The organism is Nonomuraea sp. NPDC050540 (assembly GCF_044457485.1).
Classification (GTDB): Bacteria; Actinomycetota; Actinomycetes; order Streptosporangiales; family Streptosporangiaceae; genus Nonomuraea.
Genome location: NZ_JBITHA010000006.1, coordinates 136,750 through 148,717, shown reverse-complemented (window position 1 = coordinate 148,717; position 11,968 = coordinate 136,750). Strand labels below are relative to the sequence as shown.

The 11,968-nt window shown below is 71.1% G+C and carries 11 protein-coding genes; 3 read left to right on the top strand and 8 right to left on the bottom strand.

Translation table 11 applies throughout. From position 1 onward, the window contains the following. Nucleotides 1-3: 3 nt before the first annotated feature. Genes ACIBI5_RS21855 through ACIBI5_RS21845 form a run of 3 tightly spaced genes read right to left on the bottom strand, consistent with a single transcriptional unit; the run spans nucleotide 4 to nucleotide 2,573 of the window. Nucleotides 4-192, bottom strand: a complete 189-nt coding sequence (locus ACIBI5_RS21855) for a 4-oxalocrotonate tautomerase family protein (RefSeq protein ID WP_397249434.1) — start codon at nucleotides 190-192, stop codon at nucleotides 4-6. 21 nt (nucleotides 193-213) lie between these two features. Beyond that, nucleotides 214-1,230: an LLM class flavin-dependent oxidoreductase gene (locus ACIBI5_RS21850; RefSeq protein WP_397249432.1), complete on the bottom strand. Its 1,017-nt coding sequence runs from the start codon at nucleotides 1,228-1,230 to the stop codon at nucleotides 214-216. 23 nt (nucleotides 1,231-1,253) lie between these two features. Next, nucleotides 1,254-2,573, bottom strand: coding sequence for a cation:proton antiporter (locus ACIBI5_RS21845; RefSeq protein WP_397249430.1), 1,320 nt, complete (start codon nucleotides 2,571-2,573; stop codon nucleotides 1,254-1,256). Nucleotides 2,574-2,634: 61 nt separating this feature from the next. On the opposite strand from ACIBI5_RS21845, the gene ACIBI5_RS21840 reads away from it, so the two are divergent. The 3 genes from ACIBI5_RS21840 to ACIBI5_RS21830 are packed head-to-tail and all read left to right on the top strand — an operon-like array spanning nucleotide 2,635 to nucleotide 7,257. Further along, nucleotides 2,635-3,939, top strand: a complete 1,305-nt coding sequence (locus tag ACIBI5_RS21840) for an MFS transporter (protein WP_397249428.1) — start codon at nucleotides 2,635-2,637, stop codon at nucleotides 3,937-3,939. Further along, complete coding sequence (locus tag ACIBI5_RS21835) at nucleotides 3,936-5,936, top strand: molybdopterin oxidoreductase family protein (protein ID WP_397249426.1); 2,001 nt, start codon at nucleotides 3,936-3,938, stop codon at nucleotides 5,934-5,936. Before ACIBI5_RS21840 ends, ACIBI5_RS21835 begins: the two co-directional genes overlap by 4 nt. Beyond that, the gene (locus ACIBI5_RS21830) at nucleotides 5,890-7,257 is read left to right on the top strand and encodes an FAD-dependent oxidoreductase (protein ID WP_397250314.1); all 1,368 of its coding nucleotides are present in this window, start codon (nucleotides 5,890-5,892) and stop codon (nucleotides 7,255-7,257) included. The genes ACIBI5_RS21835 and ACIBI5_RS21830 overlap by 47 nt, the downstream gene beginning before the upstream one ends. A 43-nt stretch (nucleotides 7,258-7,300) precedes the next feature. Here ACIBI5_RS21830 and ACIBI5_RS21825 read toward each other — a convergent pair whose 3' ends face one another. From ACIBI5_RS21825 to asnB, 5 genes are all read right to left on the bottom strand, one after another. Further along, the gene (locus ACIBI5_RS21825; protein WP_397249424.1) at nucleotides 7,301-8,287 is read right to left on the bottom strand and encodes a nitric oxide synthase oxygenase; all 987 of its coding nucleotides are present in this window, start codon (nucleotides 8,285-8,287) and stop codon (nucleotides 7,301-7,303) included. A 73-nt stretch (nucleotides 8,288-8,360) separates the two neighbouring features. Continuing rightward, nucleotides 8,361-9,185 (bottom strand): class I SAM-dependent methyltransferase, encoded by an 825-nt coding sequence (locus ACIBI5_RS21820; protein ID WP_397249422.1) that lies wholly within the window; start codon nucleotides 9,183-9,185, stop codon nucleotides 8,361-8,363. Between the two features lies 1 nt (nucleotide 9,186). Continuing rightward, on the bottom strand, nucleotides 9,187-9,822 hold the full coding sequence (locus tag ACIBI5_RS21815) for a DUF2461 family protein (RefSeq protein WP_397249420.1): 636 nt from the start codon (nucleotides 9,820-9,822) through the stop codon (nucleotides 9,187-9,189). 22 nt (nucleotides 9,823-9,844) lie between these two features. After that, complete coding sequence (locus ACIBI5_RS21810; RefSeq protein ID WP_397249418.1) at nucleotides 9,845-10,039, bottom strand: MbtH family protein; 195 nt, start codon at nucleotides 10,037-10,039, stop codon at nucleotides 9,845-9,847. Nucleotides 10,040-10,130: 91 nt separating this feature from the next. Further along, complete coding sequence (asnB, locus tag ACIBI5_RS21805) at nucleotides 10,131-11,966, bottom strand: asparagine synthase (glutamine-hydrolyzing) (protein ID WP_397249416.1); 1,836 nt, start codon at nucleotides 11,964-11,966, stop codon at nucleotides 10,131-10,133. Nucleotides 11,967-11,968: the final 2 nt, after the last annotated feature.

Here is an 11,968-nt window from a genome sequence, read left to right as displayed (position 1 = left end):
TCCTCACACCTCGTCACACATCAGCCGCCCGGCTCGCGCGAAATCGTCGCGTGCCATCTCCACGAACCGAACCCGCACCTCTTCCGGCCTGGCGCCCAGCGTCGCCTCGGCCGACTTGGTGACCTCTTCTGCGAACCTGCGGCGCTGCTCCAGGTTCTTGCCTTGGAGCATGAGCACCGTGATGAACGGCATCGGGGCATTCCCTTCCAGTCGTCAGCGGAGCTGACCGGCCACGTCTTGGATGAACCGGGTGATCATGCCGACCTTGTCCGGCACGCCGTACAAGGTGAACGACACGGCGTCGACGCCCACCTCGGCCAGAGCGGCCAGGCGCTCCGCGCAGCGCGCGGGCGGACCGTAGATCGCGAAGCAGTCGATCAGGTCGGCGGACAGGTCGCGGGCGTGTTCGGCGCCCTTGGCCTCGTGCTGGTCCCACCGGTAGCGCTCGGCCAGCTTGGCCATCTCGTCCACGACGCCACCGGGCAGCGCGGCGGCGAGTTCGCGGTTGACCGGCTCCGTGCGGCTGACGGCCGAGCGCCAAAGGAAGAAGGCCGAGGTGGCGGCGTAGGAGCGGACGAACTCCCTGGCGTAGTCCTCGTCGTCGTGGACGAACAGGGCGCCGCGGCTCCACAGTTCGAGGTCGGACAGGCGCCTGCCGGCCCGCGCTGCGCCCTCGGCCACTCTGGCGCGCTTCCACCGCGTGATCCACGGATCCAGACCGGGCAGGAACACGCCGTCGGCGACGCGGCCGGCCAGCCGGCAGCTCCGCGCGCCGTGCGTGCCCAGCACGACCGGCATGCTCCCGCGCGACCACCCCGACTTCATCGGCGCTCCGTGCCAGGACGTCTCCTTCCCGGCGACGAAGGCGCGGAAGAAGGAGACCAGGTCGTCCAGCTCGCCCAGGGGCCGCGGGGTGTGGCCCACCATGGCCACCGCGCTGCCGCCCGCGCCGATCCCGAGGAAGGCGCGGCCGCCGGAGAGCTCGTCGATCGTCGCCATCGTGTTGGCCAGCACGGCGGGGTGGCGGATATAGGGATTGGTCACCGCGTGCCCGAGCTTTATCCGCGTGGTTCCTGCCGCCGCCAGGGCCATCATGACCGTCGAGTCGCGGCAGAGATTCTGCGACTCGATGAAGGTGCAGTGCTCGTACCCGAGTTCGTCCGCCGATACCGCCACAAGGGCCGCCTGTTGAGCAGTCAATGTGCGCCCGATGCCAATTCCGAATTTCATACGAGTCTCCACGGAGAAAATAGTTAGTTTCGCAACGACGATACTCGCGGCGATGGGTCAGTCAACGAGGGCGACGTCCCGCCGGCGGTAGCCGCTATTTCAGGCGTGCGCATTCTGCGGATGGTGAACCGCAAAATCGGCGGCGCGATCAGCGAGGTCACGATCGCGAACTCCACGATGACCGTGTACATCCTGCCGTCCACGATTCCGAGACGCAGCCCCACGGTCGCGATAATCACCTCGACCACGCCGCGCGCGTTGATTCCGGCGCCCACGGCCAGGCGTTCCCACCGGCCCATTCCCGACACGGCGCCGCCGATCCAGGCCCCGGCGAACTTCCCGCCGACGCCGACGCAGAGCACCGCCGCCGACACGGCCAGCACGGCCGGCTCCGCCAGCGCCGTCAGGTCCAGGCGCAGGCCCACCGTGGCGAAGAACAGCGGCGCCAGCACCGACAGCACCCACGTGCGCACCACGGACAGGGACTGCTCGGCGTGCGGGGCCGCGGCCCTGATGGCCAGCCCCGCCACCAGCGCGCCGAAGACGGGCTCCAGGCCCACGGCGTGCGCGGCCGCCGCTCCCACCAGCGTCATGATCACGATCAGGGCGACCCCGGAGCGGCCGGCGACGCCGAACGCCGTGCGTGCCACGGGCCTGCCGATGAGCAACAGGCACGCCATCACGGGCAGCGACGCGAGCAGCAGGACCTTGTTCCCGCCCGGCGGGCCGGTCACCGCCAGCGCCGAGACGACCATGAGCAGCAGCCAGCCGGCGATGTCCTGCAGCGCGCCGCAGGTGATGATCAGCTGGCCCACCCGGTGGCCGAACAGGCCCAGGTCCATCAGCGTCTTGGCGATGACGGGCAGCGCGCTCACGCCCATGACCACCCCGAGGAACAACGCGAAGACCAGCGGGTCGGAGCCGTCGGGGAGCACGCCCGCGGGCATCAGCCGGCCCAGCGCCACCCCCAGGCACAGGGGTATCAGCAGCCCGGCGGCGCTGATGGCGGCGACCGCGCGGCGTCGTCTGCGTGCCGCGGCCAGGTCCAGTTCCGCGCCGGTCAAGGCCACCAGCAGCAGGACGCCGAGCTGCGCCACGACGTCCAGCAGATGGAACTGGGCGGGATCGCGCGGGAAGAGCCAGTCGAAGAAGCCCGGTGTCACCTTGCCGAGAACGGTCGGCCCCAGCAGCACGCCCGCGGCCAGCTCGCCCACGATGGCGGGAATTCCCACGCGCCGCACCAATGCGCCGAGCACCCTGGCGGCGACCAAAAGGGCGCAGACTTGCAGCAGAAAGATCAATAGCTGATGATGGGGGATGAGGGCGACGGGGGATTCTAGCATTGTCGTCCTGCCTTTCTAGGCATGGGTGCGCATATCTCCTGTGTGTTTCATCATGGGAGGCATGAACACAGGTATTTGGCGAAGTCGCTGGATCGCCGATTGGCGGCCTGATGACGCGACTTATTGGCATGGTAGGGGCAGGAAAGTCGCCTGGCGCAACCTCGGCCTGTCCATTCTGGTGGAGCATTTCGGGTTCGCGCTCTGGACGGTGTGGAGCGTGGTCATTCTCGAGCTCGGCGACTACGCCTTTTCCGTGAACCAGTTGTTCAGGCTGGTGGCGATACCCAACCTGGTGGGCTCGGTCCTGCGGATTCCCTACACGTTCTTGCCCGCGCGTCTCGGCGGCGCCAATTTCACCGTGCTGAGCGCGTTGTTCCTGCTGGTCCCCGCGTTGCTTCTCGTGGTGGCGGTGAGCGACCCGGCGACGCCGTACTGGATGTTCGTGTTGATCGCGGCGACGGCCGGGCTCGGCGGCGGGAACTTCGCCTCCAGCATGGCCAACATCACCAACTTCTTCCCCGCGGGCAAGCAGGGCCTGGCCCTCGGTCTCAACGCCGCGGGCGGCAACATCGGGGTCAGCTCCGTCCAGGTGATCATTCCGCTGGTCGTCGGCGCCTACGGGGTGGCCGCAGCGGGATGGGTCTGGGTGCCGCTGCTCGTGATCGCGGCGGTGGCCGCGCGCTGGGGGATGGACAATCTGTCCTCGGCCAGGGCGAGCGCGCGTGAGCAGCTACGTGTGGCGCGCCACCGGCAGACGTGGCTCATGTCGTTTCTCTACATCGGCACGTTCGGGTCGTTCATCGGCTACTCGACCGCCTATCCGCTGCTGATGCACAAGGAGTTCCCGCAGGCGCCCGTCGCGGCCATGGCGTTCGTCGGCCCGCTGCTCGGGTCGCTGGCCAGGCCGCTGGGCGGATGGCTGGCCGACCGGTACGGCGGCGCGAAGGTGACCTTCTGGAACTTCGCCCTCATGGGCGCCGGAGTCCTGGCGGTGTGGGCGGCGATCGACTCCGCCGCCTTCCCGGCGTTCTTCGGCGCCTTCATGCTGCTCTTCCTGACCTCCGGGGTCGGCAACGGCTCCACCTACCGCATGATCCCGGCCATCTTCACCGCCACCGAGCAGGACCTGAACCGCGGCAGGCGGGCCGCCTCCGCCGCTCTCGGCCTGGTCTCCGCCGTCGGCGCGCTGGGCGGCTTCCTCATCAACCGGGCGTTCGGCGAGTCCTACGCGGCCCTCGGCGGCGCCGGCGCGGCCCTGGCCGCGTTCGGGATCTTCTACTTCGCGTGCTGCGGCGTGACGTGGTGGTGCTACCTGCGCACGGTCCTGCTGCGGTGGCGGCCGAGTCTCGCGGAGGCGCGGGTATGACCAGGACGCACTGCCCCTACTGCGCGCTGCAGTGCGGCATGGACGTCTCGCCCGGCGGCCTGATCTCCGCCGAGAGCCTGTGCCAGAAGGGCTGGACGGCGGGCGAGGTGCTGCGCGCGCCGGACCGGCTCACCACGCCACTGGTGGACGGGCGGCCCGCCACGTGGGAGGAGGCGCTCGGCCAGGTCGTCAGCCGGATCCGCCGGGTGCAGGCGGCCTGCGGCCCGGACGGCGTGGCGGTGTTCGGGGGCGGCGGGCTGACCAACGAGAAGGCGTACCTGCTCGGCAAGTTCGCCCGCGTCGCGCTGCGCACGAGCCGGATCGACTACAACGGCCGCTTCTGCATGTCCTCGGCCGCCGCCGCCCTCCGGCGCGCCTTCGGCCTCGACCGCGGCCTGCCGTTTCCCGTCGCCGACATCGCCGCCGCGCGGACCGTGCTGCTGGTGGGCGCCAACCCGGCCGAGACCATGCCGCCGTTCGTCCGGCATCTGCGCGGCGCGAAACGGCTGATCGTGGTGGATCCGCGGCGGACGGCTACCGCCAAGCTGGCCGGCACGCACCTGCAGATCACTCCGGGCACCGACCTGGCGCTGGCCTTGGGGCTGCTGCACCTGGCCATCGCCGACGGCCTCGTCGACACCGCCTATGTGGAGAGCCGTACCTCCGGGTTCGAGCAGGCGGCCGCGGCGTCCAACGACTACTGGCCCGAGCGGGTGGAGCGCATCACCGGCGTGGCGGTGCACCAGCTGCGCGAGGTGGTCCGCGCGCTGGCGCGCCGGCCCGCGATCGTGCTGAGCGCGCGCGGCGCCGAGCAGCACGCCAAGGGCACCGACACGGTGACCGCGTTCGTCAACCTGGCTCTCGCCCTGGGCCTGCCCGGCCGTCCGGGATGCGGATTCGGCACGCTCACCGGGCAGGGCAACGGCCAGGGGGGCAGGGAGCACGGGCAGAAGGCCGACCAGCTGCCCGGCTACCGCGACATCCGCGATCCCGCCGCCCGCGCCCACGTCGCCGGCGTCTGGGGCGTCCGCCCGCAGGACCTGCCGGGTCCCGGGCCCTCCGCCTACGAACTCCTGCGGTCGCTCGGCACTCCGGGAGGCCCGCGCGCGATGCTGGTCTTCGGGTCCAACCCGGCCGTTTCCGCTCCCGACGCGACGGTGGTGCGGGAGCGGCTGCGGGCCCTGGACTTCCTGATGGTGTGCGACGTCGTCCCCTCCGAGACCGCCGCGCTGGCCGACGTGGTGCTGCCCGTCACCCAGTGGGCGGAGGAGGACGGCACCATGACCACGCTGGAGGGCAAGGTGGTACGGCGCCGCCAGGCGGCCGGCCCACCCCCCGGAGTCCGCTCCGACCTGGAGGTCATGTGCGAGCTCGCCCGGCGCCTGGACGCGCCGGGGGAGTTCACCCCCGACCCGCGGCGCGTCTTCGCCGAACTTCAGCGGGCCAGCGCCGGTGGCCCCGTCGACTACTCGGGCATCGACTACGACACCGGCGGCTTCTGGGGCGGCACGCGGATGTTCCAGGAGCGCTTCGCCACCGCCGACGGCAGGGCGCGGTTCGTGCCCGTCCGCTTCCGCCCCGCCGAGGAGGACGTCTGCGCCGACTTTCCGGTGTATCTCACGACGGGCAGGGTGGCGCAGCAGTACCAGAGCGGCGCGCAGACCCGCCGGGTCCGCGAGCTCAACCGCGCCGCCCCGGGGCCGTTCGTCGAGCTGCATCCCGATCTGGCGGCTCAGTTGCCGGTGGCGCACGGCGAGGCCGTACGCGTCACCAGCCGCAGGGGCAGCGTCACCGCGCCCGCGAGGATCACCACCACGATCCGGCGCGACACGGTGTTCATGCCCTTCCATTGGCCGGGGGCAAATCTCCTGACAAATACGGCTTTGGATCCTATGTCGCGTATGCCGGAGCTCAAGGTGTGCGCCGTCCGTGTGGAGGCTGTCCGTGAGAATGGTAGTGATCGGCAACGGCATGGCCGGCGCCCGGCTGGCCGGTGACGCGCGGCTGCGTCACGCGGACATCACCGTGTTCGGCGCCGAGCCGCGCCCGCCGTACAACCGGGTGCTGCTGTCCGGCGTGCTGTCTGGGACCACCCGGGCGAGTCAGCTGACGATGCCGCTGCCCGAAGGCGTGCGCACCCGCCTCGGCGTGAAGGTCACCGCGATCGACCGCGCCGCGCGGCAGGTCGTCGCCGAGGACGGCAGCCGCAGCCCCTACGACGTCTGCGTGCTGGCCACCGGCAGCGAGCCGATCATGCCCCCGATGCCGGGCATCGAGCTCACCGTCCCGTTCCGCACCCTTGACGACTGCGAGCACATCCTCGCCCGCGCCCGCGGCGTCCGTGACGCCGTGGTGATCGGCGGCGGCCTGCTCGGCATCGAGGCCGCGCGCGGGCTGGCCATGCGCGGGATCCGCGTGACCGTCGTGCATCTCGCGAGCCATCTCATGGAGCGCCAGCTCGACGCCCAAGGAGGCGAGATCCTCGCCCAGACGCTGGCCGGCCTCGGCATCACCGTCCACGTCGGCGTCAGCGTGGCGGCGGTCGAGCCCGCCCGCGTGGTGCTCGCCGACGGCACGGCGATCGAGGCAGGCCTGGCGATCGCCTCGTGCGGGGTGCGTCCCGTCACCTCCCTCGCACGTGCGGCGGGACTCGCGGTCGAGCGCGGCGTCGTCGTGGACGACCTGCTCCGCACCAGCGATCCGGCCGTGTACGCGATCGGCGAGTGCGCCCAGCACCGGGGCGTCACCTACGGCCTGGTCGGCCCCTGCTGGGAGCAGGCGGAGGCCCTGGCCGCCCACCTCACCGGGGAACCGCTGCGCTACCGCGGCTCCCGGATCGTCACCCGGCTCAAGGCCCCCAACCTTGAGGTGGCCTCCCTGGGCGACGTGCACGTGAACGGCGAGACGGTCACCTTCAGCCACCCCGTGGCCGGGGTCTACAGGAAGCTGGTCATCCGCGACCGGCGCCTCGCCGGCGCCATCCTGCTGGGCCGCAGCGACGCCGTGGGCACGCTCACACAGCTGTACGACAGGCAGAGCGAGGTGCCCGCCGCACGAGAGTCCCTGCTCTTTCCCGAACTCGCGGCCGGTGGCGACGGGCCCGGCCTCGCCGCACTGGCGGGCACGGCGACGATCTGCCAGTGCAACGCCGTGTCCAAGAGCAGGATCAGGACCGCCTGGCTGGCGGGCGCGGGCACCGCGGCCGCCGTCAGCAGGGAGACCAGGGCGGGCACCGGGTGCGGCACGTGCCTGCCGGCCATCGAGTCGCTGATCGGCTCGTTCGAGGATTCCCTGACCCCGGTCGCGGAGGCGGGCTGACCGGCGAAGGCCGATCGCCCGCGGCGACCGGCCTTCTCGTCCGTCAGGCCGCCCGGAGCGGATCGGCGAAGGGACATTGGGCGGCGGACTTCCAGGGGTCGGGCTGATAGTGGAAGTCGGGCGACAGGCCGGGCTCGACCGAGTAGCTCCTGTGGAAGGTCGGCGTGGTGCTGGCCGACAGCGGCGGGACGATCCAGGCCCAGTCGGCGGGCGTGGACCGTCCCGCGTCGAGCTCACGCTCCTCGTGGGTGACGAACTGGCGGGCGGCGACGTGATGGTCGACGATCCGCACGCCGGCGGCGCGGTAGGAGTGGAGCACGGCCTGGTTCAGCTCGATCAGCGCGCGGTCCTTCCAGAGGCCGGCCGAGGTGCGCGTGTCCAGCCCCATCCGCTCGGCCACGGCGGGCAGCATGTCGTAGCGGCCGGTGTCGCCGAAGTTGCGGGCGCCTATCTCGCAGCCGACGTACCAGCCGTTGAACGGGGCCGCGGTGTAGGTGATCCCGTCCAGCTCGAAAGCCAGGTTGGAGATCGCCGGTACGGCGTGCCAGCGCAGACCGAGGTCGGCGAACCAGGGCAGATCCGGATGGGTGATGTCGACCTCCAGCACCGCGTCGGGCGGCAGCTCGAACATCTCCGGCGCCCGGCCCGGCATCTCGATCACCAGCGGCAGCACGTCGAACCGCCCGCCCCGCCCTCGCCAGCCCATCCGCTGGGCGATCTGGGTCAGGTCGGCGTTGAGCGGGTCACCGACGACCGAGCCGTCCGGCTGCCGGTACCCGGCGTAGCGGATGAGCTGGGGGTTCCAGATGCGGATTCCGGTGGGCGGGAACACGGTCATCACGTTGCGGATGTTGCCGCCGTTGGTGCCGTACCTCAGGTGCTCGACACAGGCTTGGGCCACGTCCTCGGCCGTGCGCGCGTCACGCCGGTCCATCACCCGCAGCGACTGCCAGTGCAGCCGCCCGATGCACCGGGCGTGGTTGCGCCAGCCGACCCGGCAGCCCTCCGCCAGGTCCTCGACGGTATGCATGGTTGGCTCCTTGATCTGTCGGCGAAGTGGACGGCGCGTGGCTCCGCCACGCGCCGCGGGAGCCCTGCGGTGGTCAGGACTTCTTGATCAGCACGGCCTCGAGGTACTCGACGGGCGCGACCAGCGTGCCGTCGTAGGCCCGGTTCCAGGAGCGCCACATGTCGATCAGGTCGCGCTCCAGCGCCGCCGACTGGCGGGGAGGCAGAACGGAGAAGACCATGCTGGTGGGTCCGAAGTTGGTCTTGAAGTGCTCCAGCCAGTGCTGGGGAGAGCGGTAGCGGAAGACGAACTCCCTGCGGGTCGCGCCGAGTTCGTCGATGCCGTCGCCGAACAGCTCGCGCAACTGGCTGGGGTCGCCCCAGGCGGTGGGCTGCGGGGTGCCGGGCGTGGGCGGGATGTAGCGCGACATGATGTCGAACAGGCCGCCCAGGGAGCCGACGGCCGTCCAGCAGGCCAGCCCGATCCGGCCGCCCGGCTTGCAGACCCGCAGGAGCTCGGCGGCCGTGCGCTTCTGGTCGGGGGCGAACATGGCGCCGAAGGCCGACACGACCACGTCGAAGCCGGCGTCCGGCAGGGGGATGTTCTCGATGTCGGCCTCGATGAGCTCCGCGCTCACCCGCTCGGCCGCCAGGCGCCGCTCGGCGTCCTTCAGCATCGTCGCGGAGAAGTCGAGGCCGGTGACGTCGGCGAAACGCCGGGCGCACGCGATGGTCGCGTTGCCGCTGCCGCAGGCGGCGTCGAGCACCCGCTCGCCGGGCCGCACGTCGAGCCGCTCGACGAGGAGTTCGCTGGCGATGGTGGTGGTTCCCGCGACCGAGGTGTAGTCGCCGCCCGACCACGCGGAACGCTGGTAGTCCTTGAGCGATGAGGCACGCGTCCTCGTAGGGGAGATGGGCACGTCAATCCTCCAAAGGCGAATGATGGCGCAGCCAGCCGCTCAGCGGAGCCGCACGCTCCCACGCCCCCGTGATCAGATCGGCGGCGCCGGGATCGTCCAGCCAGAGCGGCGCCGGCCAGCGCCACGTGGCGGTGAGACTGGTGTGACGCAGGAGGCGGATGTGGGGATGGTCCCGCGCGTATCCGCGAGGAGCCTTCTTCAGCGTCTGCCCGGAGATGGCGAACCCCTCCGACTCCAGAGCCGAGACGATCGTCAGCAGGCGGGCCCCGGCCGGCCCGGCCGCCGCCTCGCGAAAGGCGGCGAGCCAGGCGCCGCCGGCGCGGAAGACGCCGACGGAGGCGATCAGTTCCCTGGCCGACACCGACAGATAGTGGTGGGCTCCGCCTCCTGCGAACTGCACACCGAGATGCGTGTGGTACGGGCTGCGCTCGTCGGCGTAGCGCGCGTCCTTGCGCAACCGGAAGACGCGCGCCCTGCCGTACCGGGGTTCCAGTTGCGCGGCGAGGGCCTTGGCGGGTTCCAGGACCGCTCGCCGGCACAAATCGCGATGGGCGTCCAGGTAACTCTGGGAATTGTCCTGTTCCAGGCCGGTGAAGAATGCGGAGAGCTCACTGCTCCATCCGGAGAACACGGTCACCTGGCTCGCCCCTTCCGCTGCGTCAGATTTCCGCCAGTGCCTTGCGCAGGCTCAGTGGGCGCATATCCGTCCACAGTTCCTGGATGCGCGAAAGGCAGGCCTGTTTCGTGTCCGCGGGACCCACGGAATGCCAGCCGCCCGGAATGTCACGGCCGGCCGGCCAGATGGAGTACTGCTCCTCGTGGTTGCACACGATCACAAATGTCTCTTCCGGCATGAGGGACTCCTCAGTGATAAGGGCGATAAATGAATGATGCCATTCTGTGGTTCGGCGGGCCATCGGCGATGTCCTGCCAGCGGGACACCGGTCAGGGGAGCCGCACGTCAGGGCGGTAGATGTCGAGCCACAGCGCGACGTCGAGCACCCGTTCCATGCCGAGCCTGGCCAGCTTGTCCACCGCCGCGGGCTCCTGCGCGGTGGCCGCCTGAAGCCTGCGCCGGTCCGCCAGCGCGAAGACCGCGTGGCCCGGCCGCCTGAGCAGCTCCCGCGCCTGCTCCTGCAGCGCCTTGACGTAGAAGGTGTCCTGCGTGGACGGGTAGGCGCTCTTCACCCGCTCCGCGACGGCCGCCGGGAGCTTGGCCCGTATGGCGCTGCGCAGCAGGCTCTTCTCCCTGCCGTCGTGGTTCTTCATGGACCACGGGGCGTTGTAGACGTACTCCACGAGCCGGTGGTCGCAGAACGGCACCCTGACCTCCAGCCCGGCCGCCATGCTCAGCCGGTCCTTCCGTTCGAGCAGGAAGCGCAGGAACCGGGTCAGGTGCAGGTGGCTCATGATCCGCATGCGGTGCTCGAGGTCGCTCTCGCCGTCCAGCCTGCTGACGCCCCGTACGGCGTCGGCGTAGCCGCCGCGCCGGTATCCGTCCAGGTCCAGGGCGGCGCGCACACCCGGGTCCAGCCAGGCGGCGTCCCGGTCGAGCGGGCCCGCGTTGATGGCGATCCAGGGGAACTCGTGTGCCCAGCGGATCCGCTCGTCGTGGAACTGCCGGTAGCCGCCGAAGACCTCGTCGGCGGACTCGCCGGACAGGGCGACGGTCGAGTGCTCGTTGATCGCCTTGAACAGCAGGTACAGGGAGAAGTCCATCTCGCCGAACCCCACCGGCAGGTCGCGGGCGACCAGCGTCGCGCGGCGCACGTCCGGGTCGGCCAGCGCCGCGTGGTCCAGCACGATGTCGCGATGGTCGGCGCCGACGTGGTCGGCCACGGCGCGCACGAACGGGGCGTCGGGGGTGCCGCGCAGGTCGTCGGGAAGGAAGCCGTCCGCCTGGCCCGCGAAGTCCACCGAGAAAGTGGGCACCCGCTCGGTGCCGAGATGCCCGGCGGCCAGGACCGTCAGCGTGCTGGAGTCGAGCCCGCCGGACAACAGCACGCAGCGAGGTACGTCGGAGACCAGCTGCCGGCGCACCGTGTCGTCGAGGAGCTCTCCCACGCGGGCGATCGTGGAGTCCAGGTCATCGGGGTGCGGCCGGGTCTCCAGCCGCCAGAAGACCCGCTCACGGGTGCCCCGGGCGTCCACGGTGACGACGGTCGCCGGTTCGACCTGCCGCATGCCGTGCCAGATCGCGTGGCGGGGCGTCATGACGAAGGCCAGCCACTCCCGCAGCCCGTCGGCGTCGACCACGCGCTCGGCCTCCGGGTGCGCCAGGATCGCCTTCGGCTCCGAGCCGAACAGCAACCCGTCGCGGGTCGGGTAGACGTACAGCGGTTTGACGCCGAGCCGGTCGCGGATCAGGACCAGCCTGTCCTCGCGGGTATCCCAGATGGCCAGGGCGAACATGCCGTTCAGCCGCTCGGCCACCCCGTCGCCCCAGCGCAGATAGCCGCGCAGGACGACCTCGGTGTCGCTGGCGGTCCTGAACCGCTCACCGAGGTTCTCCAGCTCGGCGCGCAGCTCGGTGAAGTTGTAGACCTCGCCGCTGAAGACCAGGCAGACCTCGCCGCCCGGCACCTGGGCGGTCATCGGCTGGGCGCCGCCCTCCAGGTCGATGATGGACAGGCGGCGGTGGCCCAGCGCGGCGTGCCTCGAGGTCCACACGCCCTCCGCGTCGGGTCCGCGGCAGGCCATGGTCCGCGCCATCGCCTCGGCCGCCGGCACCTCCAGGGTCAGGTCACGCTCGAAGGCGACCCAACCGGCTATTCCACACATGC

Bases quoted from the DNA above. Each gene is read 5' to 3' on its own strand.
- ACIBI5_RS21855 (WP_397249434.1), bottom strand. From the start codon at position 192: ATGCCGTTCATCACGGTGCTCATGCTCCAAGGCAAGAACCTGGAGCAG.
- ACIBI5_RS21850 (WP_397249432.1), bottom strand. From the start codon at position 1,230: ATGAAATTCGGAATTGGCATCGGGCGCACATTGACTGCTCAACAGGCG.
- ACIBI5_RS21845 (WP_397249430.1), bottom strand. From the start codon at position 2,573: ATGCTAGAATCCCCCGTCGCCCTCATCCCCCATCATCAGCTATTGATC.
- ACIBI5_RS21840 (WP_397249428.1), top strand. From the start codon at position 2,635: ATGAACACAGGTATTTGGCGAAGTCGCTGGATCGCCGATTGGCGGCCT.
- ACIBI5_RS21835 (WP_397249426.1), top strand. From the start codon at position 3,936: ATGACCAGGACGCACTGCCCCTACTGCGCGCTGCAGTGCGGCATGGAC.
- ACIBI5_RS21830 (WP_397250314.1), top strand. From the start codon at position 5,890: ATGGTAGTGATCGGCAACGGCATGGCCGGCGCCCGGCTGGCCGGTGAC.
- ACIBI5_RS21825 (WP_397249424.1), bottom strand. From the start codon at position 8,287: ATGCATACCGTCGAGGACCTGGCGGAGGGCTGCCGGGTCGGCTGGCGC.
- ACIBI5_RS21810 (WP_397249418.1), bottom strand. From the start codon at position 10,039: ATGCCGGAAGAGACATTTGTGATCGTGTGCAACCACGAGGAGCAGTAC.
- asnB (WP_397249416.1), bottom strand. From the start codon at position 11,966: ATGTGTGGAATAGCCGGTTGGGTCGCCTTCGAGCGTGACCTGACCCTG.